At 58.0% G+C, this 26,671-nt stretch carries 25 protein-coding genes; 21 read left to right on the top strand and 4 right to left on the bottom strand.

The genetic code is table 11. From position 1 onward, the window contains the following. Positions 1-25 precede the first annotated feature (25 nt). Positions 26-850: a peptidoglycan DD-metalloendopeptidase family protein gene (locus tag GWQ31_RS02340; protein WP_275908539.1), complete on the bottom strand. Its 825-nt coding sequence runs from the start codon at positions 848-850 to the stop codon at positions 26-28. A gap of 47 nt (positions 851-897) precedes the next feature. Continuing rightward, positions 898-1,752, bottom strand: coding sequence for a hypothetical protein (locus GWQ31_RS02335; protein WP_275908538.1), 855 nt, complete (start codon positions 1,750-1,752; stop codon positions 898-900). Between the two features lie 176 nt (positions 1,753-1,928). Here GWQ31_RS02335 and GWQ31_RS02330 point away from each other — a divergent pair, with 176 nt between their 5' ends. Further along, positions 1,929-2,705, top strand: a complete 777-nt coding sequence (locus tag GWQ31_RS02330) for a BPSS1780 family membrane protein (protein ID WP_275908537.1) — start codon at positions 1,929-1,931, stop codon at positions 2,703-2,705. 67 nt (positions 2,706-2,772) lie between these two features. On the opposite strand, the gene GWQ31_RS02325 is transcribed toward GWQ31_RS02330, so the two are convergent. After that, positions 2,773-3,672 carry a LysR family transcriptional regulator gene (locus GWQ31_RS02325; protein ID WP_059111480.1) on the bottom strand — a complete coding sequence of 300 codons (900 nt, stop codon included), beginning with the start codon at positions 3,670-3,672 and terminating at the stop codon, positions 2,773-2,775. Between the two features lie 128 nt (positions 3,673-3,800). Between GWQ31_RS02325 and GWQ31_RS02320 the strand changes: the two genes are divergently transcribed. From GWQ31_RS02320 to oxyR, 4 genes are all read left to right on the top strand, one after another. Further along, positions 3,801-4,661 (top strand): Vmh family MBL fold metallo-hydrolase, encoded by an 861-nt coding sequence (locus GWQ31_RS02320; RefSeq protein WP_159166972.1) that lies wholly within the window; start codon positions 3,801-3,803, stop codon positions 4,659-4,661. An 82-nt stretch (positions 4,662-4,743) separates the two neighbouring features. Further along, the gene (locus tag GWQ31_RS02315) at positions 4,744-5,379 is read left to right on the top strand and encodes a DsbA family protein (RefSeq protein WP_275907765.1); all 636 of its coding nucleotides are present in this window, start codon (positions 4,744-4,746) and stop codon (positions 5,377-5,379) included. Positions 5,380-5,603: 224 nt separating this feature from the next. After that, entirely contained in the window at positions 5,604-7,244 is a 1,641-nt protein-coding gene (locus GWQ31_RS02310; RefSeq protein WP_265433366.1) for a methyl-accepting chemotaxis protein, read from the top strand. Between the two features lie 159 nt (positions 7,245-7,403). Beyond that, positions 7,404-8,300 (top strand): DNA-binding transcriptional regulator OxyR, encoded by an 897-nt coding sequence (gene oxyR, locus GWQ31_RS02305; RefSeq protein ID WP_234576462.1) that lies wholly within the window; start codon positions 7,404-7,406, stop codon positions 8,298-8,300. 61 nt (positions 8,301-8,361) lie between these two features. Here oxyR and GWQ31_RS02300 read toward each other — a convergent pair whose 3' ends face one another. Next, entirely contained in the window at positions 8,362-10,848 is a 2,487-nt protein-coding gene (locus GWQ31_RS02300; RefSeq protein WP_275908536.1) for a PBP1A family penicillin-binding protein, read from the bottom strand. 285 nt (positions 10,849-11,133) lie between these two features. Here GWQ31_RS02300 and tapM point away from each other — a divergent pair, with 285 nt between their 5' ends. The 16 genes from tapM to astA all read left to right on the top strand — a co-directional run bounded on the left by tapM (position 11,134) and on the right by astA (position 26,598). After that, positions 11,134-12,207 carry a PilM family type IVa pilus assembly protein TapM gene (tapM, locus tag GWQ31_RS02295; RefSeq protein ID WP_265462767.1) on the top strand — a complete coding sequence of 358 codons (1,074 nt, stop codon included), beginning with the start codon at positions 11,134-11,136 and terminating at the stop codon, positions 12,205-12,207. Further along, positions 12,195-12,773, top strand: a complete 579-nt coding sequence (tapN, locus tag GWQ31_RS02290; RefSeq protein WP_275908535.1) for a PilN family type IV pilus biogenesis protein TapN — start codon at positions 12,195-12,197, stop codon at positions 12,771-12,773. The genes tapM and tapN overlap by 13 nt, the downstream gene beginning before the upstream one ends. Further along, positions 12,770-13,369 (top strand): PilO family type IV pilus biogenesis protein TapO, encoded by a 600-nt coding sequence (gene tapO / locus GWQ31_RS02285; RefSeq protein WP_059111487.1) that lies wholly within the window; start codon positions 12,770-12,772, stop codon positions 13,367-13,369. The genes tapN and tapO overlap by 4 nt, the downstream gene beginning before the upstream one ends. Beyond that, a complete protein-coding gene (locus tag GWQ31_RS02280) occupies positions 13,366-13,896 on the top strand; it encodes a pilus assembly protein PilP (protein ID WP_275908534.1) in 531 nt (176 codons plus the stop codon). Before tapO ends, GWQ31_RS02280 begins: the two co-directional genes overlap by 4 nt. Before the next feature lie 16 nt (positions 13,897-13,912). Then, positions 13,913-16,105, top strand: coding sequence for a type IV pilus secretin PilQ family protein (locus GWQ31_RS02275; protein ID WP_275908533.1), 2,193 nt, complete (start codon positions 13,913-13,915; stop codon positions 16,103-16,105). Between the two features lie 191 nt (positions 16,106-16,296). Then, a complete protein-coding gene (aroK, locus tag GWQ31_RS02270) occupies positions 16,297-16,815 on the top strand; it encodes a shikimate kinase AroK (RefSeq protein WP_005317117.1) in 519 nt (172 codons plus the stop codon). Positions 16,816-16,829: 14 nt separating this feature from the next. Then, on the top strand, positions 16,830-17,909 hold the full coding sequence (gene aroB / locus GWQ31_RS02265; RefSeq protein WP_096118615.1) for a 3-dehydroquinate synthase: 1,080 nt from the start codon (positions 16,830-16,832) through the stop codon (positions 17,907-17,909). Then, entirely contained in the window at positions 17,902-19,497 is a 1,596-nt protein-coding gene (locus tag GWQ31_RS02260; RefSeq protein WP_275908532.1) for an SPOR domain-containing protein, read from the top strand. The genes aroB and GWQ31_RS02260 overlap by 8 nt, the downstream gene beginning before the upstream one ends. 70 nt (positions 19,498-19,567) lie before the next feature. Then, positions 19,568-20,440 carry a Dam family site-specific DNA-(adenine-N6)-methyltransferase gene (locus tag GWQ31_RS02255; RefSeq protein WP_275908531.1) on the top strand — a complete coding sequence of 291 codons (873 nt, stop codon included), beginning with the start codon at positions 19,568-19,570 and terminating at the stop codon, positions 20,438-20,440. Positions 20,441-20,693: 253 nt separating this feature from the next. Further along, on the top strand, positions 20,694-21,368 hold the full coding sequence (rpe, locus tag GWQ31_RS02250; protein WP_005317108.1) for a ribulose-phosphate 3-epimerase: 675 nt from the start codon (positions 20,694-20,696) through the stop codon (positions 21,366-21,368). After that, positions 21,355-22,023, top strand: a complete 669-nt coding sequence (locus GWQ31_RS02245; RefSeq protein ID WP_021140400.1) for a phosphoglycolate phosphatase — start codon at positions 21,355-21,357, stop codon at positions 22,021-22,023. The genes rpe and GWQ31_RS02245 overlap by 14 nt, the downstream gene beginning before the upstream one ends. Positions 22,024-22,061: 38 nt before the next feature. Next, positions 22,062-23,066, top strand: a complete 1,005-nt coding sequence (gene trpS, locus GWQ31_RS02240) for a tryptophan--tRNA ligase (RefSeq protein ID WP_275908530.1) — start codon at positions 22,062-22,064, stop codon at positions 23,064-23,066. A 123-nt stretch (positions 23,067-23,189) separates the two neighbouring features. Continuing rightward, positions 23,190-23,405: a hypothetical protein gene (locus GWQ31_RS02235; RefSeq protein ID WP_005317103.1), complete on the top strand. Its 216-nt coding sequence runs from the start codon at positions 23,190-23,192 to the stop codon at positions 23,403-23,405. A 21-nt stretch (positions 23,406-23,426) separates the two neighbouring features. After that, positions 23,427-24,008, top strand: a complete 582-nt coding sequence (locus tag GWQ31_RS02230; RefSeq protein WP_021140398.1) for an aminodeoxychorismate synthase component II — start codon at positions 23,427-23,429, stop codon at positions 24,006-24,008. Between the two features lie 277 nt (positions 24,009-24,285). Continuing rightward, a complete protein-coding gene (locus GWQ31_RS02225; protein ID WP_275908529.1) occupies positions 24,286-25,503 on the top strand; it encodes an aspartate aminotransferase family protein in 1,218 nt (405 codons plus the stop codon). A gap of 75 nt (positions 25,504-25,578) precedes the next feature. Then, positions 25,579-26,598 (top strand): arginine N-succinyltransferase, encoded by a 1,020-nt coding sequence (astA, locus tag GWQ31_RS02220; RefSeq protein WP_005317100.1) that lies wholly within the window; start codon positions 25,579-25,581, stop codon positions 26,596-26,598. Positions 26,599-26,671: the final 73 nt, after the last annotated feature.

The following is a 26,671-nucleotide window of genomic DNA, read 5'->3' as shown; positions in this document are numbered from 1 at the left end:
GATGCGCTGGATTGGCTGTCTCGAGTCAGGGCTTGAAGGCCCCGATAAAGATGGCGGGATCGACCCTGGCATCGTTGAGGCTGACGTTCCAGTGCATATGGGGGCCGGTGGCACGGCCGGTTGCGCCGACTCGACCGACGATGCCGCCGCGGGGCAGGCTCTGGCCCAGCTTCACGTCCACCTTGGACATGTGACAGAACATGCTGATGAGCCCCTGGCCGTGATCGACGAACACCGTATTGCCGTTGAAGAAGTAGTTGCCAATCAGGATCACCTTGCCGGCGGCCGGTGCCTTGATGGGGGTACCGGCACCGACCGCGAAGTCGAGTCCTGAGTGGGGGTTGCGCTCCTCGCCATTGAAGAAGCGGCGCAGACCAAACGGGCTGGAGAGGGGCCCCTTGACCGGTTTGTCGAACAGCAAATTGCTGGGCTGGGTGGGACTGAAGGTCTGATAGGCCCGGGTCTGCTCGGCCAGTTCGCGGTTGATGCGCACCATGTCTTCGGCCAGCGGATTGACCTGGCGGCTGTTCTTGAGCTTGATGTGCTGCTCGCGATAGTGCTTGGGCGTGACAGTGAAGCTGAGGGTGCGGCCATCATTGACCGTCAGCTGCTGGGTTCCCTGCGGGGTTTTGAGGGGAATGCCGACGATGGCAATCCAGCGTTGGCCATCCTCTCGCACGACCAGCACAGGCTTGTCCTGATAGCGGACTGTGGGGGCCTGCAGCCCATTCCCGAGTGGTACCACGGCCACACCCCCGGGTACTGGGTGATTGAGCAGACGGCTGATAAATCCCTCGGCGAGGGCGGACTGGCTGGTCAATAGCAACAACAGACAACAAACGACTCTCATGACAGATCCACGCTATGGGTTGGGTCAAACGAACAAGGTTAAGGGCATCAGGAGCCTGGCTGGAAGTGCTGGTAGATGGCCTCCATCTGGACCGAGACCTCCTGGCGCACCAGATCCAGCTCCAGCATCTCTTGCAGCACTTTCAGCTGGCTCGGGTTCAGGAAGGCTCGGCTGCTCTCCAGCACGCGTTGGGTATAGGCCTTCTGGTTTTCCAGATAGGTACTGGCATCGCCACTCTCCTGCTGGGACAGTTGCTGGTTGGCATCACTGAGCAGACGCGTCAGGGATTGGCGCTGGTCGGGGGCCAGCAGCTCGCCGCGTTCCGCCAGCCGGCCCTGGATCTCCAGCAGCCGATTGATGTCACCCGAGTAGAGATCCTGCTCCAGCCGGGTGCGGGTATCCTCACCCAGCAGGTTGCTGATATTGCTCCAGAGCCGCTGGCTCTCCTGCTCATAGGCATCGGGGTGATCGAAGCCGAGGCGGTAGAGCTCGCGCAACAGCTCCTGCACCTGACCGCGCACATCCTCCACCACGTCCAGCCGGTCGAATACCGTGGTGAGATGGCGGCCCTGCTCTGCATCGTAGAGGCGCTCGATCAGCACAGAGCCATCGCTGGACTGGCTCCACTGGCTGATGGCGGCCTCCAGCTCCGGATTGGGGGGAATGGCTTCCTGAGTGGTAGCTGGCTCCCCTTGCGTTTTTTTGCCGGGCAGCTTGGCCATCAGGTTCTGGCCCGTGCTCTGGCTGGCGTTCGGGTTTGCAGCCCCATCGCACTGCGCCGTCCGGGGGCCGGTATCGGGCTCGGGTTGGGAATGGTCTGCGGTGGCAGGCTGGGCCTGCCATTGCCAGAGATTGAGCAGCAGTGAGGCCAGCAGGATCAGTGCCAGATGAAGTTTACGCATCTTGGATTCTCTTGAATAAGTGAATGCCCCTGGTGCGGGGGTCTCTCATGATAACCGTAACGCCTGATACAAGCAGCCATGACATGCGAAGTGCTCACCTATGGTCACCGCCATTGAGTCAGCCGGCCCATGGCTCTAGAATCGGCAGCCAGCCCGTTATCATCTGAGGAAACGTTATGAATGGATTGTCCCCCCTGCGAGCCGAACCCGTCCGTCACCCCATCGGGCGTGGCTGGGTCTGGGTACGATCCGGCTTCGATATTTTCAACAAGGGCATGGGTGTCAGCGTCGCCATGGTCCTGATCTGGTTTGCGGTCGGTCTGCTGCTGGATAGCCTGCCGGCGGGCGGCCTCATCTCCCAGTTGCTTTATATGGTGTGGGGTGCTGGCTGGGTGGTAGTGGCCCAGCGAGGTTACGAGGGTAATCAGCTCAAGTTTGCCGACTTCTTCGCCGGGTTTCGCAACAAGCTGACCCCGCTGATACTGGGGGGCCTGCTGGTGCTGGCCCTGTTCACCTTGATAGGTCTCATTTGCCTGGGACTGCTCTCCATGTGGGGGCTGACCTCCCTGCTGACCCAGGATCCCGAATCCATGGTGGTGAGCGTGGCTCAGGCGCAAGGGCTCTTGCTCTGTCTGTTGCTGGGACTGGCACTGCTGATCCCTGTATTGATGGCCATCACCTTCGCACCCGCCCTCATCTATTTCCACGATATGGGCATATTGCAGGCAGCCAGACTGAGTTTCAGGGGTTGTCTCACCAACATGTGGCCTTTCCTCTGGTGGGGCCTGATCACGGCTGGTCTGATGCTGTTTGGTGCCGCTCTGATGTTGATTGGCCTGCTGGTGGTGATACCGGCCCTCAACTACTCCATCTATGTGGCGTATCGGGAGATCTATCTGGATGTGGCTCAGGAGGCTCAGTCCGAGGCGCCATTGACTGGTTTTGAAGCCTGATCCGGCTACAACTGACCGGGATATACAGTGAAAAGGGGCCTGCGGGCCCCTTTTGCATGGCGTCGCTTTACTCCTGCCACATGGGGTCGGCCCCCATTCTGACCACCAGAAAATCGAGGAAGCTGCGCAGCAGGGGAGACATCTGTTTGCGGGTACCATACACACCGTAGACGCCGAGCCGCTTGGGTTGCCACTGGCTCAGCAGGGGCACCAGAGCACCGCTTTCCAGATAAGGTTGCGCCGAGTAGCGGGGCTGCATGCTGATGCCTGCCCCGCCCAGTGTGGCCTCCAGCAGCAGGTTGGAGATGTTGGCGCTGAGATTGCCGCTGACTGGCACAGATTCCGGTCCGGCCGGCCCCTGAAACTCCCACAGGCTCTTGCCAAAATAGGTGTAGGTGAGGCAGTTGTGCAGGGCGAGATCCTGCACTTTCTGTGGAGTCGGGTGTCTTGCCAGATAAGCCGGGCTGGCACAGACCACTGAGTGGCAGGTGCCGAGCCGGCGGGCCACCAGGTTGGGATCCAGATCATTGGTGATGCGAATGGCCAAGTCGATCCGCTCCTCCACCAGATTGACGGTGCGGTCCAGCAGCAGTATATCGATGGCGGTACCCGCATACTGGGCCAGGTAGTCATTGGCAGCCCCCACCAGCAGGGCTTCCGATAGGGAGTAGCTGCTGGTGATACGCAGTTGTCCCTTGGGAGCCTCATCGCCCCGGATGGCGATCTGCTCCATCTCTTCCCCCAGCGCCAGCATGGCTCTGGCCCGGTTCAGTGCTTCTTCCCCCGGGCCGGTCAGGCTCAGTCTGCGTGTGGTGCGATGCAGCAGACGAGCCCCCATCCACTGTTCCAGTTCCGCCAGATAGCGCGTCACCATGGCGCGCGACATCTCCAGCTTCTCCCCGGCGCCACTCAGGCTGCCCTGTTCGACTACGCTGACAAAGACCCGTAATGCGGTCAGTCGATCCATGTGCAGGTCCTCTATATGTTCGATTAATGCAATAGTGATGCGCTTATTATGCTGTATTTGTACCGTTAATGATCCAATAAACTGTGTCCATCTGATGAACCACCCGATGACTTGATAAGGAATACCCGATGAACAATACCCTGATCCGCAATCTGACCCTGGCTACCACCCTGTTGAGTGGCGCTGCCCTGGCGGGCCCCCTGACCGTGACTGTCTACAACCCGGGCGAGAAAGCGATCTTCCCGGTCTCTTCCTCCCTGGTGGCTGGCGACAAAGAGGCCATTCTGATCGACGCCCAGTTTGATGTGAAAAACGGTCAGGCCCTGGTCGACATGATCAAGAAAAGCGGCAAGCAGTTGACCACCGTTTATATCAGCGCGGGCGACCCCGATTTCTACTTTGGTCTGGAGCCCATCCTAGCTGCATTCCCTGGCGTCAAAGTGCTGGCAGACCAGCATGTGATCGACCACATCAACAAGACCAAAGATGACAAGCTGACCTATTGGGGACCTATTTTGGGCGACGGCTCACCCAAGAGCCTGACAGTACCTCAGGTACTGACGGCCAACCACCTGACCCTGGAAGGGGAAAAGATTGAAATCAAAGAGATGAACACCCCGACCGCTTACCTCTGGGCGCCGTCCATCAAGACCGCATTCGGTGGTGTACCGGTTTATCACGGTGTTCACGTGTGGATGGCGGACAGCCAGACCAAGGAAGCCCGTGCTCACTGGGTGAAGACCCTCAACGAATTGCAGGCGATGAAGCCCGAGCGCGTCGTACCGGGCCACTTCCTGGGCACTGAGCCCAAGGGAACCGAAGCCGTGACCTTTACCCGTGACTACGTACAGCGTTTCGAGCAGGAGCTGGCCACATCCAAGAATTCTGGCGAGTTGATTGAAAGCATGAAGAAAGCCTTCCCGTCCCTGCCGGTCGATGACGGCCTGGCCATCGGCGCCAAGGTCAACACCGGCGAAATGAAGTGGTAAGCCACTGAGCCTGCTTTCCCTGTGTTTTTTGCCGGGCCCTGGGGCCCGGTTTTTTTTAGCCAGACAATCGAGAGTGAATCACATGAAAGAGACAAGCCTGCATTACGTATATGACCCCCTCTGCGGCTGGTGCTATGGCGCAGCCCCCTTGCTGCAAGCGGCTGCCGGGATAGCGGGCCTTCGCATTGAACTCCATGCCGGCGGCCTCTGGCTTGGCGAGCGTCGCCAGCCCATGGGCCTGGCACTGCGCGATTACGTTCGCCCTCATGACGAGCGGATCCAGGCCCTTACCGGCCAGCCCTTCGGCGAGCGCTACTTCAACGACTTGCTGCTCAGTGATGGCCTCTTGCTCGATTCAGAACCGCCCATCCGTGCCATCCTGGCGATCACGGCGTTGGGTGGCAATGGCCTGGCCCTGCTTCATCGCATCCAGCAGTCCCATTATCGCGATGGCATCTGGGTCGGTTCCCTCGCGCACCTGAGCAGTCTGGCGGCAGAGCAGGGCATTGACTCAGCTGCATTTGCTGATGCCTATCAGAACGTGGATCTGACCACTCATCTGGCGGACAGCCAGGGCTGGATGCGCCGCCTCGGCGGTCAGGGCTATCCCACTCTGGGTCTGGTGCAGGGTGCCAAAGTGACACCTGTGTCGGCTTCGTCCTTCCTGGGGGAACCGGATGCATTTGCTCGCAAGCTCCGGGAGCTGATGGGACGTTGAATTCCTTACCCTGCTGTTGAGGCGCAGGATGAGCAGGGGGCTTGGTGGCGAGATGTCGCTTTTCATCTACCCGCCCTGCGCCGAGGCCTTGGCTGATATGACGATATATCGATTGACGGATAGTTTGAAAATCATCCGCTTGCACTCATCACGCTATGCTTTATGGGAAGTTGCTCGGGAGTGTGGCTCCACGGGTTTGCGTCCAGCTGCCAAGGATATCAATCATGTTCAAAAATATGTCTATCGGTCAGAAGTTGAGTACAGGGTTTGCGGTGCTGGCGCTGCTTGTGTTTGTGCTGGCTGGCTTCGGGATCTCCCGGCTCTCCTACCTGAACAACAATACCCAGCTCATTACCGATAATCTGGTACCTTCCATTCGGTATGCAAGTCAGATGCAGGTAGCCTTGCTGGATGCACGCAGAGCCCAGTTGGCCATGGTGATCGCCCGTGCCAACAATGACAGCGCCGACATCACAAGACGCAACGACAGCGTCACTGAAGCAAAAGGGCGCTTTGCCAAGGCTGTGGCTGACTATGGGCGCCTGACATTCAATGCGACCGATGAAGAGCAGACATATGCAGCCTTGCAGCCAGCAGGGGAGGCCTATTTCAGTGCCCATGATCAGCTCTATCAGGCTGTGATGCAGAACGACAGTGCCCGCATAGGGGATTATCGGGACGGCTTGACGCGCACAACCCTGGAGCAGGCGACCAAGCTCACCACGACTTTGCATGAGATTAATGATCGGATTGGGCGGACGATGGAGCGAAACGGCGATCAGACATACGAGTCCGCCAAGCAGCTCAGTATGGCCATCGGGCTGGTGACGCTGATCTTTGTGGTGCTGGTGGCCTGGTATCTGACCCAGCAGATCAAGCAACCGGTCAACAAATTGCTGGAGCTGGTGGGCAAGGTCGCAGCGGGGGACCTGGCTGCTCACCTCGACTTGAAGTGGTTCAATAACGACGAGTTGGGCAAGCTGGCCAAGGGGTTTGGCGAGATGCAGGGAAATTTGCGCAATCTGGTCAGCGAGGTGTCTGGCTCTGTGGTGCAACTCAGCTCAGCGGCGGAAGAGATAAGCGCCGTCGCCCGTCAATCCGCCAGCAATATGAACAATCAGCAGCATGAGCTGAACCAGCTGGCCACCGCCATGAACGAGATGCAGGCCACAGTGCAGGAGGTCTCCCGCAATACCAGTGACGCCGCCAGTGCAGCGACTCAGGTAAGCAGCTCCGCCGAGCTGGGAGCCAATACCGTCAACGACTCCATCAAGCGCATTGAGCAGGTGGCCGGTGCTATCGAGAGCACGGCAGTGGTGATCCGCCAGCTCGGCGATGACAGCCGCAATATCGGCATGGTACTGGAGGTCATTCGTGGCATAGCCGAGCAGACCAACCTGCTGGCGTTGAACGCCGCCATCGAAGCGGCACGGGCCGGTGAGCAGGGCCGTGGGTTTGCCGTGGTGGCCGATGAAGTGCGCACCCTGGCCAAACGCACTCAGGACTCCACTTCCCAGATCAACACCATCATCGCCGAGCTGCAGCAGCGGGCCGAGCAGGCTGGCACTACCATGCAGCAGAGCCAGGAGATGATGAACTCCACCGTGAGCACAGCCCGGGAGGCGGGACTGTCCATTTCGGAGATCAGCAATTCGGTAGAGAGCATCTCCCACATGAACATCCAGATTGCCACCGCAACCGAAGAGCAGGGGGCGGTGAGCGAAGAGCTCAACCGCAACGTGGTCAACATCAGCCACGCCTCGGAAGAGGTGGCGGCCGGTGCGACCCAGATGGCGCAAGCCTGTAACGACCTCAATCACCTGGCGAACCAGCTGCAGGAGATGGTGCGCCGCTTCCGGGTGTGATCATCGGGAGGCATCAATCCATAGAGCGGGTCCGGATCCCATATTCGGGCCCGCTCTGTTTTTAGTCAGGCCTGATTTCCTGCTCTGCCACCATCCCTTGTCCCTCTCGCCGTTCTTGGGCATGCTAATGGCCCATTTGGTTGGCAGGATTCTGGATGTATGAACCTTCGCGATCTCGAGTATTTGGTGGCACTTGAAGAGGAGAAACACTTTCGCAAGGCGGCGGAGCGCTGCTTTGTCAGCCAGCCTACCCTGAGCGGTCAGCTGCGCAAGCTGGAGGATGAGCTGGGGGTGATCCTGATTGAGCGTACCTCCCGCAAGGTGCTGTTTACCCCTGCCGGTGATGCCATGGCCCATCAGGCGCGCAAGGTGCTAAAAGAGGTGCGTGAACTCAAGAACATAGGCCAGCACTTTGCCGAGCCCATGTCTGGCGAGATCCATATCGGCTTCATTCCCACCGTTGGTCCCTATCTGTTGCCCCACATCATTCAGGATCTGCGCGAGCATTTTCCCAAGCTGGAGTTCTACCTCTATGAGGAGCAAACCCAGTTGCTGCTCAAACGGCTGGAGGAGGGAGAGCTGGATTGCCTCATCCTCGCCGAGCTGGACGGCATGGAAGGGTTTGGCTCCATCCCCCTCTATCAGGAGCCCATGTGGCTGGCGGTGCCGCAGCACCACCCGGAAGCCAAGGCCAGGGCTGTGCCGCTCAGCAATCTCAAGGGCAAGAAGTTGCTGATGCTGGCCGATGGTCACTGCTTGCGGGATCAGGCGATGGGATTCTGTTTTGCCGCCGGCATTGGTGAGGATCACCGCTTCAAGGGCACCAGTCTGGAGACGCTGCGCAACATGGTCGCTGCCGGCAGTGGCATGACCCTGGTGCCCAGGCTTGCCGTGCCTGCCAATGCCGAGGAAGGTGGCGTCAGCTATCGGCCTGTGGTCGACCCAGTGCCGGGACGTACCATCTCACTGCTCTATCGTCACTACTCGGTACGCAGGCCCTGCTTCAACGAGCTGGCCTCCCGCATTTCCAGCCTGATGAAGAGCCTGCTCGGCTGACATTGCAGGCGTAGAAAAAGAAAACCGGCGCCTTGGCGCCGGTTTTGTCATCTGGTGTTGCTTAGAAGATATCGTCGGTGGAGACGGGTCCGTCAGTGGGCGAGCCATCGCCGCCATACACCTGATTGCCGTCCGAGCTCTGGGTCGCAAAGCGGGTCGGTTCCGTGCCTTCCTTGAAGAACTCCTCGGTGCTGCCGTCTGCGCGGTTGGTCAGCAGACCGGTTTCACGGTCGATCCGCACCGTGATGATCCCCTCCGGTACCGGCATCTTGCGCTCGGGTACCTGTTTGAGCGCCGTCTTCATGAAGTCGATCCAGATGGGCTGCGCAGCTCCGCCGCCAAACTCGGCCCGGCCCAAACCACGCTGGTGGTTGTCAAAACCGATCCAGGAAGTGGCGACCAGATTCGGGGTATAGCCGGAGAACCAGGCATCACGAGATTCGTTGGTGGTACCCGTCTTGCCGGAGATATCGTGACGCTTGAGATCCCGCGCCGCGCGCCAGCCGGTACCGCGCCAGCCATTGCCACCCCAGATGGCGGTGGTCAGGGTATCTGTGACCAGGAAAGCGCTCTGGGCACTGATGGTCTGCGGCGCCATGTTGTTGGGCACGACAGGATCGATAGGGCACTGGGCCTTCCAGTCAGGAGCTGTATTGGCATAGGCATCGGCACTGTCGAGGCCTGCCGCCGCCAGTACGCCGCAATCACGGCAGGCTGCAGCCGGATTGGCCTGATAAACGGGGACGCCAAAGCTGTCGACTACTTCCGTGATGAAGTAGGGGGTCACCTGGAAGCCGCCATTGGCGAGGACTGAATAGCCACGCACCACTTCCAGTGGGGTGAATTCGGCGGCTCCCAGAGCCAGCGATTCGTTGGCGGAGATGGTATCGCGCGCGAATCCGAAGCGGGTCAGACCGTCGATATAGGTGTCCAGACCGATGGCGCGCATCAGCCGCACCGACATTACGTTCTTGGACTTGGCAAGGCCGAGACGCAGTGAGGTGGGACCTTCGTAGATGGCCGGGGAGTTCTTGGGCTGCCACATGGGGCCCTTGGAGGGATCCCACTGGTTGATGGGGGCATCGTTGATGAGGGAGGCCAGGGTATAGCCCTGCTCAAGCGCTGTGGCATAGAGGAAAGGCTTGATGTTGGAACCTATCTGGCGGCGTGCCTGATCGACCCGGTTGAATTTGGACAGCTCGAAGCTGAAACCGCCGACCAGTCCCTCTATGGCACCATCCTGCGGATTCATGGCCACCAGAGCAGCGTTGACCTCGGGGATCTGGGAGAGCAGCAAGGCTTCGCCCTTCTCTCGGACCCAGATCTGGGCGCCAACTTTCAGCACATCACGGGCGGAACGGGGGGCGTAGCCCTGGCGATCGTCCGTGATGAAGGCGCGAGCCCACTTGATGCCGTTCCAGCCAAGCTCAGCCTGCTTGCCATTTTTCAGCACCAGGGTCGCCCCCTTGTCATCCAGCTTGGTGACCACGGCCGCTATCAGGGGTTCATAAGTAGGTTGCTTGGCCAGATGGGCCATTATCTGCTCGTAATCCCAATCGGCTTCGCCTGATTTCCACAGCTGGGCTGTCACGCCACGGTAGCCGTGACGAGTGTCATAGTCGAACACCCCATCCAGCAAGGCCTGACGGGCGGCGCGCTGGCGCTTGGCACTGACAGTGGTATAGACGTGCAGGCCCATGGTGTAGGTATCTTCACCGAATTGCTGCACCATCTTCTGGCGCACCATCTCCCCGAGATAGGGAGCATTGAGGGTGATCTCGGCACCGTGATAACGGGCCTTGATGGGCATCTTGGACGCCTCGTCATACTGGGCCTGGGTGATCTTGCCGGTTTCCAGCATACGACCCAGCACCACGTTGCGGCGGGCAAAGGCACGTTCCGGTGAACGGATCGGGTTCAGCATGGACGGTGCCTTGGGCAAGCCGGCTATGATGGCGATCTCGTCCAGGGTCAAATCCTTGACCTCTTTGCCGAAGTAGACCTGAGCGGCTGCGCCGACCCCGAAGGCACGGTAACCGAGGGGGATCTTGTTCAGATAGAGCTGCAGAATTTCGTCTTTGGAGAGATTCTGCTCGATGCGCCAGGCCAGAAACACCTCCTTGACCTTGCGCACTATGGTTTTTTCGTTGCTCAGGAAGAAGTTGCGGGCGACCTGCTGGGTGATGGTACTGGCACCCTGGCGAGCCTGGCCGGAAACAGCCCAGACAGTGGCCGCCCGAACGATACCGATCGGGTCGATACCCGGATGCTCATAGAAGCGGGCATCCTCGGTCGCGAGCACGGCATCGATCATGGATTGGGGAATTTCGTTCAGATGCAGAGGGATGCGACGAATTTCGCCAAATTGGGAGATCAATTCCCCATCCCGGCTGTACACCTTCATCGGGGTGGCCAGCTTGACGTCGCGCAGAGCGGTCACATCCGGCAATTGGGGCTTGATGTAGAAGTAGATACCGATGAGGCTGGCAACACCCAGCACTGCACCCAGTATCATGACAATAAACAGGCGTACGAGCCATTTCAGCATGGAAGAACTACCAATCGTCTTAAAATTAGCCAACGGGCGCAGAGTATAGCCCTTTTGCCTCCGTAAATTCGAGGTTTTCCTGTTCGTAGTCAGGGTCCTCGACAAGAGGCGGGAGGTTAGCATTCTGTGGCTCAATAACCAAGGGGAGGTGGGGGCAGCCAGAAAGCGAGATGCATCACTTTTCGGTACAAACTTTATGACATTGATAGATAGAGCATTTAGGATGAGTTAAGCCATCACCTTGCCGTGAGCTGTCCTACAATCAATCCTAAAACCCAATAACGCATGGATGTGTATATGTTTGGGCTATTCAATAAAGGTTCCTTGCTTCCCTTGGCAGGCATTGATTTTGGGAGCCAGACCATCAAGGCCGTGACCATTACTGGTCGCCCCGGCAAACTGCATCTCGAATCGGTGGCGGAAGTCGTCACCCCCAAGGGCACCCTGGTCGATTACCAGTTGCAGGATATCGAACGGGTCAGCCAGTCTCTCAAGACACTCAAGCGCCTTATCAATGGCAACAGCCAGTATGCGGCCACTGCCGTTACTGGCTCCAATGTCATTACCAAGGTGATCCAGGTCGATGCTCGCCTCAGCGAAAATGAACTGGAAAATCAGGTGCAGCTGGAAGCCGAGCAGATCATCCCTTTCCCCCTCGATGAAGTGAGCCTGGATTTTGAGATCCTGAGCCTGGCCAGTGATCAGGACCGGCAGGAAGTGTTGTTGAGTGCGGCCCGTACCGAAAGCGTGAACGGGCGGGTCAGCGCCCTGGCAGAGGCGGGCATGACCACCAAGGTGGTGGATGTGGGAGCTCATGCCCTTGGGCGCGCCGTCCTCGCCTGCCAGCCCGAGCTGCTTGCCTGGGACAAACCGGTTGGAGTGATCGATATCGGGGCCAGTGCCATGACGTTTGCGGCCTTGGTCAAAGGCCAGACGATTTATTCCAGACTGCAGAATTTTGGCGGGGATCAATACAGTCAGGCACTCTCCTCTTTTTACAGCATGAGCCTGGAGGAAGCCGAGCAGGCCAAGATCAAAGGCACTCTGCCCGCTGACCATGAGCTGGATGTGCTGTTACCCCATATCAATGCCCTGTTGCAGCAAGTCAGGCGCAACGTTCAGCTGTTTTGCAGCTCCTCTGGCTATCGGGAGTTGTCAAAGCTTGTCCTGACCGGAGGCGGGAGCCTGCTGCCCGGGCTTGTCAGTCAACTGCAAGATGAACTCAATTGTGAGGTGTTGCATCCGGATCCTTTCAGCTTGTTCGGCAAGCCTAAAGGGGAGGGCGGTGTGGTCCATGGTGCCAGGTACATGACGGCGCTGGGACTGGCATTGAGGAGCTTCACACCATGTCAAATATAAACCTCCTTCCCTGGCGTGAAGCCCGCGCCCTGCGCCAGAAGAAACAGTTCGGGGTCATGCTCGGGATTTTCCTGGCGATCACCGCCTCTCTCGGCTTTGCCGCCGACTGGCTGGTGAAGCAGCAGATCAGCCATCAGCAGCAGCGCAATCAGCGTTTGCTGCAAGAGATGACCATACTCGATGCGCAACTTGGCGAGATCCGCTTGCTCAAGGAGCGACGCAAGGAGCTGATCGATCGCATGCAGTTGATTGAACAGCTGCAGATGCGTCGCAATCTGCCGGTTCGCCTGTTCAATCAGCTGCCTTCGCTGGTGCCCAATGGGATTTATCTGAACACGCTTGCTTTGCAAAGCAACCGGATCGACGTCAACGGCAAGACCGAAGCCTATGGCAGGGTCGCCAGCATGATGCGGCGCATCGATGGCTCCGGCTGGCTGAGCCAGTCACAGATCAGCACGATTTTTGCGGCAGATGTCGCACCTGTGTCGCTGAGTCAGTTCTCCATGATGTTTCTGGTCGCGACGACAGCCGGCGTCAACGTCGATGTGACTAAGGGACAACAATGAACCTGCAACAACTCAATGAACTGGATCTCAGCAGCATTGCCAGCTGGCCCAAGCTGGCCAAAGGGATTTTCATTCTGTTTTTCTGTGCGCTGCTGGGGGGGGCCATCTATTACTACGTGATAGCAAATTCGTTGACCTTGCTGACTCAGGAGACAAATAAAGAGGCGGAGCTGAAGGGGCAGTTTGAGAGCAAGGCGATGCTTGCGGCCAATCTGGGCGCATACAAGGCGCAAATGGTGCAGCTTGAACAACTGGTGGATGCCCAACTCAAGCAGTTACCCAACACCCATGAGGTGGCGGGTTTGCTGGACGATATCAGTTTCATCGCGACCGACAATGGCCTCAAATTGAATCGCATCAACTGGGAGCCGGAGATCAAGCACGAGTTTTCCACCGAACTGCCCATGCGTATCGAAGTGGTGGGCACCTACAATCAGATTGGCAAGTTCACGGCGGACATGGCGGCTTTGCCGCGCATCGTTATCCTTGAGTCGTTCAACCTTGGCCAGAGCAAGGGAGAAGATGAGCTGATCGCCATGTCGATGCTGGCCAAGACCTACAAGTACAACGGCAAGTCAGTGGGGCAGCAAAAATGAGAATGATCTGCGTGCTGTTGTCGGTGTGTTTGCTGACCGCCTGCAGTGGCCAGGATGACATGGATAACTATGTGGCTCAGACCAAGGCCAGGAAGCCGGTCCCCATTGAGCCATTGCCTGAAATCAAACCCTTTTCTCCCATGGCTTATCGCCTCAGTGAGCAGCGTAGCCCCTTTATTACTCCCCAGCCGGAGACCAGCAGTGCCAAGGTTGATGCCAAGGTAAAGCCTGATTGTGCCCAGATAGTGGCCAACCGGGAGAAGGAGGTACTGGAGAGGTACTCTCTGGCCAACCTCATCATGCAGGGCTCCCTTGGCCAGCAAGGGCAGCTGTGGGCTCTGGTCCGGACGCCGGATGGCCAATCCATACGGGTTGGTCTCAATCAGCACATGGGATTGGATCAGGGGCGGGTGATCAGGATCACTGACACTAGCGTGGATTTGATTGAGATTGTACCGGATGGCAAAGGATGTTGGGTCACCAGAGAAACCCAGTTGAGCATGGCCAATCTTGAAGCAAAACGATAATCAGGGATGAACTGCGATGAGAGCAACAATAGGTAGTGTCACCAGAGTAGTCCTGCTGTTTTGCGCCGGAGTATGTGGCCAGGCCTGGGCCGTGGCCACATTGCAAGAGGTCAGGGTCAATCCGCTGATGGCCGATCAGCTGCTGCTGGAGCTGAGCTTCAGTGAACCCGTCAGCGGATTTACCGACCGCCTCTCCTATCAGCCTAACCAGCTGCTGTTGCATGTGCCTGGGGCCGTGGGGGCGCTCAATGTCAATCCGCTGCCGATCAAGCAACAGGGGGTCGACAACCTCAAGGTAGAGGGTAAAGGGACGGGTCTCGACATCAAGATTGCCCTCGACCAATTGACCCCTTATCAGGTGCATCAGCAGGGCAACAAGCTGCTGGTGGCGCTGGGAGACAAGGCAAGCATGCCGTCCCCAGCCTCGTCCCTGTCATCCGGCATGGTATCGCCAGCGCCGTCTGCGCCTGTCAATACACAAGCCGTGACCCAGTCAGCCTTGATTAATACCCAGATAGTTGCCCAGTCAGCCCAGGCTGCAGCCCCTGTTGCCCGCAAACCGGTTTTGCCCGTATCCCGCACCGAGGCGAGCGGCGCCTATTTCAATTCCGTCAAGGGTGTGGACTTCAGACGGGGCAAGGATGGGCAGGGGGAGTTTCTGGTGATGCTGGACAACAGCTCTGCAGCGGTGGATGTCAGCAGCCGAGGGCAGACAGTGTTGGCCAAATTTCATGGCACCCGGATACCGGATGAGCTGCTCAACCTGATCAATGTGCAGGACTTCGCCACCCCCGTCTCCCAGGTGGAGGTGTTCCGTCAGGGCAATGACACCCTGTTCGAGCTCTCCGTCAACGGCCAGTTTGATTATCGTTACGATCAGGCTGACAAAATGTTCATCGTAGAGGTGAAGAAACGCATAGCGGCAACGGCTGGAAAACAGTATCAGGGCAAGCCTATCTCGCTTAACTTCCAGGATATCCCGGTGCGAACCGTGTTGCAGCTCATCGCTGATTTCAACAACCTCAATCTGGTCACCACGGACTCAGTGGCAGGCAACATTACCTTGCGACTCGATGGCGTGCCCTGGGAGCAGGCGCTGGACATCATCCTCAAGGTGAGGGGGCTGGATAAACGGCTTGATAACAATATCTTGCTGGTCGCGCCTGCCGAAGAGATTGCGCTGCGTGAGAAGCAGCAACTGGAGAGTCGCAACCAGGTGGCCGAGTTGGCCCCTCTCTACACCGAATACCTGCAGATCAACTATGCCAAGGCGACCGAGGTAGCCTCCCTGCTCTCCTCCGAGAACACCAAGCTGCTCTCTGCCAGAGGGGCGGTCAGCGTGGATGAGCGGACCAACGTGCTGGTGGTCAAGGACACTGCCGATGTGATCAGCAACATCAAGCGGATGCTGGATATCCTCGACATTCCGGTCAAGCAGGTGGTGATCGAAGCGCGCATGGTCACCATAGATGATGGTTTTGACGAGGCACTCGGGGTGCGCTGGGGGGTGACCAAGAACGACGGGCACGGTAACAGTACCTCAGGCAGCATCGAGGGCAACGATGGATCAGGCAACAACAACGGCGGTTCTGCCATCACTCGACCCGGGGTAGAAGACAGGATGAACGTCAACCTGCCGGTCACCAACGCCGCTGGCACCCTAGCATTCCAGGTTGCTCGTCTGGCGGATGGCACTCTACTGGATCTTGAACTGTCGGCGCTGGAAAAGGAGAGCAAGGCAGAGATTATCGCGAGTCCAAGAGTCACTACGGCCAACCAGAAACCCGCATTGATCGAGCAGGGGACCGAGATCCCCTATGTGGAGTCCTCCTCCAGTGGTGCTACCTCGGTTACCTTCAAGAAGGCTGTCCTCAGCCTCAAGGTTACCCCCCAGATCACACCGGACAACCGGGTTATTCTGGACTTGACCGTGACCCAGGATACCAAGGGTGAAACGGTGCCGACCGGTACCGGTGATGCGGTTTCCATCAACGCCCAGTCCATCACGACCCAGGTGCTGGTCAACAATGGCGAGACCCTGGTGCTCGGCGGCATCTATCAGCAAACCATCAAGAGCGACGTCAGCAAGGTGCCTCTGCTTGGTGATATCCCGGGCCTTGGCGTGTTGTTTCGCAAGACAACCAGCGAGAATAAAAAGCGGGAATTGCTGATTTTCGTGACACCCAAGATAGTTACCGACGCCTTCTGAATGCTTTACATGTGAGGGTAAAACACATATAACCTTACGCCCCAATGATGCTGGGGCGTAAGGGCTGCGGTTGCCAGTCCTGATTTCTATTGAGATAATCCCCCTCCTGATCCATCGCAAGATAAGGTTCATAGGTACCCCGATCGAGTGTTTGTCGGGGTCGTACAGTTTGTAATTACTAACGAAAAGACATGGCTGAGAAACGCAATATTTTCCTGATAGGTCCCATGGGTGCGGGCAAGAGCACCATAGGTAGACATCTGGCAGAACAACTGCATATGGAGTTTTTCGACTCAGATCATGAGATTGAGCGCCGCAGTGGTGCCGATATCGGCTGGGTGTTCGATGTTGAAGGCGAAGAGGGTTTCCGGATCCGCGAAGAGAAGGTCATAGGCGACCTTTCAGAACAGCAGGGTATCGTGCTGGCGACGGGTGGCGGTGCCATCAAGAGCCGAGAAACACGGAACAAGCTCTCTGCTCGCGGTATCGTGGTATACCTCGAAACAACGATTGAGAAGCAGCTGGCGCGCACACAAAGAGACAAGCGTCGCCCACTGCTGCAAACCGAAGAGCCGCCGCGCGAAGTGCTCGAGCGTCTGGCACAAGAGCGCAATGCGCTGTATGAAGAAGTGGCTGACTTTGTCATCCAGACTGATGATCAGAGCGCGAAAATCGTTGCCAATCAAATTGTTAAGTTGATCGGCATGTAATCTAGAGGACGTCCATGGAAAGGTTGAAGGTCGAACTGGGTGAACGCAGTTATCCCATCGAGATAGCGGCGGGTCTGTTGCAGCATGCAGAAGTGCTGACACAAACCATCAAGGGAAAACGGGTCATGATAGTGACCAATACCGTTGTCGCTCCCTTGTATCTTGAGCGGATTATCCAGTTGCTGTCCGGTTTTCAGGTTGAACACCTGATACTGCCGGACGGTGAGGCTTACAAGACCCTGGCAACCTTCGAGCGGATCATGTCTGCTCTGCTGGAAACCAATCATGGTCGGGACACAACACTGATCGCCCTGGGGGGCGGTGTGATAGGAGATGTTGTCGGCTTTGCTGCGGCAAGCTATCAACGTGGCATTCCTTTTATTCAAGTGCCTACCACACTGCTCTCCCAGGTTGATTCCTCCGTCGGCGGCAAGACCGCCGTCAACCATCCCCTTGGCAAGAACATGATTGGAGCCTTCTATCAGCCCAAGCATGTGGTCATTGATACCGAGTGCCTCAAGACCCTGCCTGCCCGCGAATTTGCTGCCGGCATGGCCGAGGTTATCAAGTACGGCATCATCTGGGACGCCGAATTTTTCTCCTGGCTCGAAACCAACATGTCCCGTCTGCAGGCGCTGGAACCGGCTGCCCTGGCGTATGCCATCCGCCGTTGCTGCGAAATCAAGGCCGATGTGGTGACGCAGGATGAGACGGAGCACGGGGTTCGCGCTCTGCTCAATCTCGGTCACACCTTTGGTCACGCCATCGAGGCTGAAAAAGGGTATGGCAACTGGCTGCACGGTGAAGCGGTCGCCGCAGGCATGATGATGGCTGCCTCCACGGCCGAAGCCCGGGGCGATCTGGATGCAAGGCAGCTTGCCCGCATTCGCGATCTGCTGCTGGCTGCCAATCTGCCCATTCAGGCACCTGCCGATATGGATTTCGCTGCCTTCATTCGCCATATGCGCCGAGACAAGAAGGTATTGGAAGGCAAGTTGCGACTGGTGCTGCCGGTCGGTATCGGTCACGCGCAGGTCGTAGCCGATGTCTCCGATGATGAATTGCTGGCGGTGATTGAGTCTGGTCGTGAGTAACAATAAGCTGCTTAAATTTCCTTCCCAGCGGCAGCTGGTTGATCGGCTGCTGCATCTGATTGAATTCAATCACCCTTTTATTTTTCTCTCCGGCAAACCCGGCAGTGGCCGCGGCACCCTGTGTGAATCCCTGCTCGGCAACTTGCCCGAAAAAGTGCGGGTAGTGAGCCTGATTGGCAGTGCAGCCATGAAGATGGCGGACGTGCGCCAGCTGCTGCTGCCCCAGGTGGTGGCAAGGCCGCTGTTCAATCCGCAGGATGCGCTGGCAGAGAGTTTCTTTCGCATGCTGGAGGGCAAGCCCTCCACCCTGTTACTGCTGATCGAGCGTGCTGACGAGCTGCCTGTCGAGCTGGTCGGCGAGCTGTGGAGTCTCTGTCGTCACAACGATACCCTGCCCATGCCACACCAGCTGGCGATCGTGCTCTCCGGGAGTGACGTCTGGTGTCGCACTCAGAAGAGCCTGCTAAAAGGGCGGGCCATGCCAGCTCTGGAGCTGGAGGTCGCGCCACTGAGCGCACCGGAGCAACGTATCTTCTTGTATGAGAAAGCCAAAGAGCTCAAGATCCCGACAGCCCTCTTGCCCAAGCTGAAAGTGGAAGAGATCCTGAACGTGGCGAATGGACATCCGTCCACCATCATGCAGTTACTGGAGGATATCATGACCGACAGAAGGCCCAAGAAACGTCAGGCCGAGTTGCCCGTTAAAAAGATTGCCATAGTGCTGGCGCTGGTTGCCGGCGGTCTGCTGGCCCTGAGCTATCTGTTGCCAGCCCTGTTCAGCGACGAAAGCAAGAGCACCGGGCTCGCCCCCTCACAAACCACTGCCTTGCCCATTCCCGTCTCAGGCGGAGATCCACTGACCGCAGGCGGTAGCAGCAATGACGGTCAGAATGGCGGTCAAAGCAGCCCGAATGCCAGCGGTGATAACCCGGGCGGTGTGGTGCGTGATTGGCAGCCTGATGCCAAGGTATTGCCCAAAGCCGTCGAGAGCGAAACGCTGACTACTGAATCGACCAACTATGAGGGGCGCCGTGTGGTGATCTCCGACGAGGTGGTCCAGAAGTTGATGAAACAACCCAATGTCAGCGGTGCCTTGCCCACTGGTGTGGTGGATGAGCTGACCGGTGTCAGTTCCCGGGCTGCTTCGACCGAGAACCCATCGACCCAGGGACTGACAGCGCAAGCTCCCCAATCGGCCACTGAGCCCAAGGCCCTGAACACGGCACTCGTTACCAAACCGGTCGCCAAGCCAGCCGTTGTCGAACCGGCGGCTGCACCTGCGCCCAAGGTCGCCCTGACGCCGACGGCGACCCTGAACAAGAAGCCCAGAAATCACTACAGCGTCCAGCTGATGGGGGCGAGCAACACAGCAGCGGTTGACAAGTTTGTGGCCGAACATGGTCTGACTGGCAATGTCTGGGTCTACAAAACCCAGTTCCGTGGCAGCCCCTGGTATGTGGTGCTGCAAGGGGATTACGCCAACACCACTCAGGCCAAGGCCGCCATTCGCAAGCTCTCGCCCGCCCTGCTCAAGGGGCAGCCCTGGCCCAAGTCGTTTGCTCAGGTACAAAAAGAGTTGAAGCAATAGCCATTCGGCCTGAGAAGGGGGTAGAATCGTCCCCCTTTTTGGGTCTATGCCTTCTTAACACCGGATTTCCATGAAAAAAACACGCGCTTTTTTAAAATGGGCCGGGGGAAAATACTCCCTGGTTGAAGAGATTGCCGAGCGTTTGCCTGCCGGGCGTGTGTTGTTGGAGCCCTTCGTCGGGGCCGGGTCTGTCTTTCTCAACACCGACTACGATGCCTATGTGCTCAACGATATCAATCCGGATCTGATCTGTCTGTACAACCATCTCAAGGTGATGCCGGATAATTTCATCACCGAAGCACGCAAGCTGTTCGTAGCGGAGCACAATCACAAGGCGGCCTACTACCGGCTGCGCACCCAGTTCAACCAGACTGAAGCCACCTTCGAGCGGGCGATGCTGTTCCTGTTTCTCAACCGCCACGGTTTCAATGGCTTGTGCCGTTACAACAAGAAGGGCGGCTTCAACGTGCCGTTCGGTTCCTACAAGAAGCCCTACTTCCCTGAAAAAGAGCTGTGGGCCTTTGCCGAGAAGGCGCAGAAGGCGACCTTCATCTGTGAAAGCTACGCCGATGCCATCAAGCGTGCCGAGGAAGACTGGGTGATCTACTGCGATCCCCCCTATGCGCCACTCTCCAACACGGCGAGCTTCACCACTTATTCAGCCGGCGGCTTTACCCTGGACGATCAGGCCATACTGGCGCGGCTGGCACGTCATACCGCTGCCCGCAAGGGGGTGCCGGTGCTAATCAGCAACCACGACATAGCGCTGACCCGTGAGCTCTATCGTGGCGCCCGACTGGACGAGATCCTGGTCAAGCGCACCATCAGTCGCAACGGTGGCAGCCGCAACAAGGTAGCCGAGCTGCTGGCGCTTTATCCGCCCGGTATAGAGCCGGAACAGGGCTACTACCCAAGCGACGCCGAACTTGTTTCGTTCGGCTGATCCTCTGGCGGCACTTTCGGGTGCCGCTGCTGTTTCTGCCTGCCGCCATCCTGGTGTTCGCCTCGTATTTGCTGGATATGGGCGATAAATCGGGTGACCCGCTTTTTCCTGCCTGTGTTCGGGTCGTTTTCGCCGGATATGGGCGGTAAATCGGGTGGCCCGCTTTTTCCTGCCTGTGTTCGGGTCGTTTTCATCTGATATTTGCGGTAAAATTGCGCCGCTTTTTCTGCCACGCTGCCAATGGATGACGCTGATGAAAGACTTTCTGATTGCCCCCTCAATCCTCTCCGCCGATTTCGCTCGTCTGGGTGACGATGTTGCCAGGGTGCTGACCGCCGGTGCCGACGTGGTGCATTTCGATGTGATGGACAACCACTATGTTCCCAACCTGACCATAGGCCCCATGGTCTGTCAGGCCCTGCGCGACTATGGCATCAAGGCGCTCATCGATGTGCACCTGATGGTCAAGCCGGTGGATCGCATCGTTCCGGACTTCGCCAAGGCGGGGGCCAACCTGATCACCTTCCACCCGGAAGCGTCCGATCACGTGGATCGTACCCTGGGTCTCATCAAAGAGCAGGGCTGTCAGGCCGGTCTGGTGCTGAATCCTGCGACCTCGCTCTCCTGCCTGGAGTACGTGATGGACAAGCTGGACGTGATCCTGCTGATGTCGGTCAACCCTGGCTTCGGTGGCCAGAGCTTCATCCCCGGTACACTCGACAAGCTGCGTCAGGTGCGTCGCCTGATTGACGAGAGCGGCCGTGACATTCGCCTCGAGATCGATGGCGGCGTCAAGGTAGACAATATCCGTGCCATCGCCGAAGCCGGTGCCGACATGTTCGTGGCGGGCTCTGCCATCTTCAGCCAGCCGGACTACAAGGCGGTGATCGACCAGATGCGTGCGGAGCTGAGCCATGTCCAGCGCTGAGCGTGATTTTGATCTGGTGCTGTTCGATCTGGATGGCACCCTGATCGACAGTGCCCCCCAGCTGGCGTTGGCGGTCAACCGTACCCTCACTGAACTGGGTCTGGCCGAGGCTGATGAAGCTGTGGTGCGTACCTGGGTCGGCAATGGCGCCGACAAGCTGATCCAGCGCGCCCTGGATTATCGTGAGGCTCCTGAACTGTTTGCCAGGGCCCGCCCCCTGTTCGATCAGCACTATCAGGCCTGCCTGCTGGAAGGACTTGAAATGTATGACGGTGTGGAACAGAGCCTGCGCCGCCTACAAAAGCTGGGTTACAAACAGGCCGTGGTGACCAACAAGCCGAGTCACTTCGTGCAGCCAATCCTGGATGCTCTGGGCATCAGCGACTGTTTCGCGCTCTGGCTGGGTGGCAACTGTGTGCCGGTCAAGAAGCCGAGCCCCGAGCCCCTGCTGCATGCCTGCCATGAGCTGGGCGTCAGTCCGTCCCGCACCCTGATGGTGGGCGACTCCGAAAATGACGTGCTGGCCGCCCAGGCTGCCGGCATGAAAGTAGCGGGGCTCACCTACGGCTACAACTATGGCCGTCCCATTGCAGATTCCCGCCCGGACTGGGTATATGAGCAGTTTGCCCAGCTCGATGCCCTGTTAGCCGAGTAAGGTGTCGGGTTGGCCGAATAACAAGGATTAACACTCTCATGACTAAACCAATCGTACTGAGCGGGGCCCAGCCGTCGGGTCAGCTGACCATAGGCAACTATATGGGAGCCCTGCGTCAGTGGGTCAACATGCAGGATAACTTCGACTGCCTCTACTGCATCGTCGATCTGCATGCCATCACCACCCGTCAGGAGCCAGCTGCACTGCGCAAGGCGTGTCTCGATGCTGCCGCCCTCTATCTGGCGGTGGGGATCGATCCGGCCAAGAGCACTGTTTTCATCCAGTCCCACGTGCCGCAGCACGCCGAGCTGGGCTGGATCCTGAACTGCTACACCCAGATGGGCGAGCTGTCGCGCATGACCCAGTTCAAGGACAAGTCCGCCCGTTTCGAGAACAACGTCAACGTCGGCCTGTTCGGTTATCCGGTGCTGATGGCGGCAGATATCCTGCTCTATCAGGCCAACCAGGTACCGGTCGGCAACGATCAGAAACAGCATCTGGAGCTGACTCGCGACATCTGCACCCGTTTCAACAACCTGTACGGCGAAGTGTTCACCCTGCCGGAACCCTTCATTCCGACCGAAGGTGCGCGGGTGATGAGTCTGCAGGATCCGACCAAGAAGATGTCCAAATCTGACGACAACGAGGCCAACTTCATCGGCCTGCTGGAAGATCCCAAGCAGATCGTCAAGAAGATCAAGCGTGCCGTGACCGACTCCGACGAGCCGGCAGTGGTGCGTTTTGATCCGGAGAACAAGCCGGGTGTCTCCAACCTGCTGACCCTGATGTCCGGGGTGACAGGCCGTTCCATCCCCGAATTGGAGCAGCACTTCGAAGGCAAGATGTATGGTCACCTCAAGACCGAGACTGCCGAGGCGGTCGTTGCCTTGCTGGAGCCCATTCAGGCGCGCTTCCGCGAGTTGCGTCAGGATGAGGCTCATCTGCAAACAATTTTGGCGGCAGGCGCACAAAAGGCGCGTGAAAGGGCTGAAAAAACACTGACCAGCGTATATGATGTAGTCGGCTTCGTTCCTCGAGCCTGACATACTGGGAAGGTGTAGTAGAAGAGAGCTGGGTCTTTGCCTGGCTTTCTTTGTTTTACCCGACCTGCTATTCGTTAATTCATCTTCCAATTTCAAACGCGGGCTTCTGCCCCAAGAGTGAGCATGTCTGTCGAATTAAACACCACGATTGAAGAGTTGGGTGACAAGGGTCACTGGCTGCGTAAATTCCGCAAGGCCAAGAACCTCAATACCCTGCAACTGATGGTCTCCAACGCCATCGACAAATATCACAACACCCCCGCCATTGCCGCCGCCATCTATCTGGCAGAATGCCAGCGCGAGCGCGAAATGGAGCAGGGCCGCTATCTGGATCGTTGATTCTCTGCCTCTGGTTGCCCCATGCTGTTGTTGATCGATAACTACGACTCCTTTACCTGGAACCTGGTGCAGTATTTTGGCGCTCTGGGGCAAGAGGTGGTGGTAAAGCGCAATGACGAGCTGACGCTGGATACCATAGCGCAGCTAGCTCCCCGTTATCTGGTGATCTCTCCCGGCCCCTGCACGCCCAATGAGGCGGGTATCTCCCTGTCGGCCATCAGCCGTTTTGCGGGCCAGCTCCCCATCCTTGGCGTCTGTCTCGGTCACCAATCCCTGGCTCAGGCTTTCGGTGCCAGAGTGGTGCGCGCGCGTCAGGTAATGCACGGCAAGACTTCCCTTATTCGCCATCAGGGCGGGGGAGTATTCAAGGCGCTCAACAACCCGCTGCGGGTCACCCGCTACCATTCGCTCATCGTGGAACGGGAAACCCTGCCCGACTGCTTCGAGGTTACCGCTTGGAGTGAACACGCCGATGGCTCTTTTGACGAGATCATGGGTCTGCGCCATAAGCAGTTGAATATAGAGGGAGTTCAGTTCCATCCGGAGAGCATTCTGAGCGAGCAGGGTCACCAATTGCTGGCCAATTTTCTGACAAGTTCCTGAATGGTTGTGATTGGCCTCACAGAATCGAGATGAGGCCAAAAATATTTTCCCTGACACTTTATTCACCCCCCTCCCTGTCCAAATTATCTCTTGCCAACACCCCCTGAGCCGTTATGCAATGCGGTTGCCTAAAATCTCACAGGCAATCGAACATTGTTCCCTGTAACTTGCTTTGTTGCAGACTTTTAGCTTTTTTTCTGTGACAATGCCGATGTGTTTACATGGATTTAACTTTTGGGCGGTGGATTATTCTGTCGCCAGATCGAAGGAGAGCAATATGTCAGAGTTGTTGGCAGTGACACGTGAAGTGTTTGATGAAGTGATGGTTCCCAACTATGCGCCCGCCAAGATAATCCCGGTGCGTGGTGAAGGGTCACGTGTCTGGGATCAGGAAGGCCGTGAGTATGTCGACTTTGCCGGCGGGATCGCCGTCAATGGCCTGGGTCATTGCCATCCCAAGCTGGTCGAAGCCCTGAAAACCCAGGGCGAGAAGCTGTGGCACCTCTCCAACGTGATGACCAACGAGCCGGCTCTGCGTCTGGCCAAGAAGCTGGTTGCCGCCACCTTCGCCGACAAGGTCTATTTCTGCAACTCGGGCGCCGAAGCCAACGAAGCGGCCCTCAAGCTGGCCCGTCGTTATGCCATCGAGAAATTCGGTGAGCACAAGACCCAGATCATCGCTTTCCATCAGGGTTTCCACGGTCGTACCTTCTTTACTGTCAGCGTGGGTGGCCAGGCTGCCTACTCGGATGGTTTCGGTCCCAAGCCGGCTGATATCACCCATGTGACTTACAACAATCTGGCGGAGCTGGCTGCCGTCATCTCCGACAATACCTGCGCCGTGGTGATGGAGCCGCTGCAAGGGGAGGGTGGCATCATTCGTCCGACCGACGAGTTTGCCAAAGGGGTGCGTGCACTCTGTACTAAGCACAATGCCCTGCTGGTCTATGACGAAGTGCAATCCGGGGTTGGCCGTACCGGCGATCTGTTTGCCTACATGGGTCTTGGCGTCACGCCTGACATCCTCACCAGTGCCAAGGCGCTCGGCGGCGGCTTCCCCATCGGCGCCATGCTGACCACCAATGAAATCGCGGCTCACCTGAAAGTGGGCACTCACGGTTCCACCTACGGCGGCAACCCGCTGGCGTGCGCGGTGGCCGAGGCGGTGATCGACGTGGTCAACACCCCGGAAGTGCTGAGCGGTATCAAGCAGCGTGAACAGCTGTTCCGTGCAGGGCTCGACGCCATCAATGCCAAGTACCACTGCTTCAGTGAAGTGCGTGGCAAGGGCCTGTTGCTCGGCGCCGTGCTGAACGATGACTACAAGGGCCGCTCCCGTGATTTCTTGCTGGCCTCCATCGATCAGGGGCTGATGGCACTGGTAGCAGGCACTAACGTGGTGCGCTTCGCACCGTCACTGGTTATTCCGGAAGCGGATATCAAGGAAGGGTTGGCACGGTTCGAGAAAGCGGTTGCCCAGGTGGTTAACGCCTGATCCTAATTGAGGTGGGGAGCCCTCCCGGCAGGAGCCGGGACCCCACCTGTCGTCAATGAAAGGGAGTTGTCATTTATGTTGGTTATCCGTCCTATCGAGCAAAAAGATTTTGCCGGTCTCAAGACCTGTGCCATTGAATCCGGCACCGGCATGACATCATTGCCTGTCAACGATGAACTGCTGCAGCGCAAGATAGATGCCTCGACCCAGACCTTCTCGGACAAACCGGCAGGTAAGGGTGATTGCCTCTACTTCTTCGTGGCTGAGGATCTGGAGACCGGCGAAATGGTCGGTACCTGCGCCATCGATGCGGCCGTGGGCCTGTCCCAGCCGTTCTACAACTATCACATCGGCAAGGTGGTGCACTCTTCCCCCAAGCTCGGCATCTACAACGTGGTCGAGACGCTCACTTTGTCGAATGACTACACCGGCAATTCCGAGCTGTGCACCCTGTTTTTGCGCGAATGCGCCCGCGAGGGGCTCAATGGCCGCCTGCTCTCCAAGCACCGTTTCCTGTTCATGGCCGAGCACCCCGAGCTGTTTGACAAGACCGTCTTTGCCGAGATGCGTGGCGTCTCCGATGAAAAAGGTCACAGCCCCTTCTATGAGTGGTTGCAAAAGCATTTCTTCTCGATGGATTTTCCTACCGTCGATTATCTCACCGGCATCGGCAAGAAGCGCTTCATCGCCGAGTTGATGCCCAAGTACCCCATCTACGTCAACCTGCTGAGCAACGAGGCGCGCGCCGTCATCGGCCAGACCCACGAGAAGACCCGCCCGGCCATCAAGATGCTGCAGGATGAGGGGTTCGTGAACCGTGGCTACGTTGACATCTTCGATGCCGGCCCCACCGTCGAGTGCGACGTAAAGAACATTCGCAGCGTGCGCCGCAGCCAGAAGCTGCGAGTGCTGATCGGCGAGCCCATAGGTGGCAAGACCCATCTGATCTGCAACACCCGCTACGAACAGTATCGCGCCTGCCACGGCAATATCCGGGTCGATCTGGACAAGCACGAAGCCATCATTCCGCCCAAGATGGCGGCGGCACTCAAGGTGCAGGATGGCGACATGGTGCGTGTCGTCGATCTCGACTGAGCCGCCTTGTCTGGTGTTGAAGGCAGCAGAACCGCATATGAAACAGGCAGCCAAGGCTGCTTGTGAAACACAG

Source organism: Aeromonas sp. 2MA4 (assembly GCF_029237305.1).
GTDB lineage: Bacteria > Pseudomonadota > Gammaproteobacteria > Enterobacterales > Aeromonadaceae > Aeromonas > Aeromonas salmonicida.
Note: the sequence above shows the minus strand (reverse complement) of the source record. Positions and strands in the feature narration are given on the sequence as shown.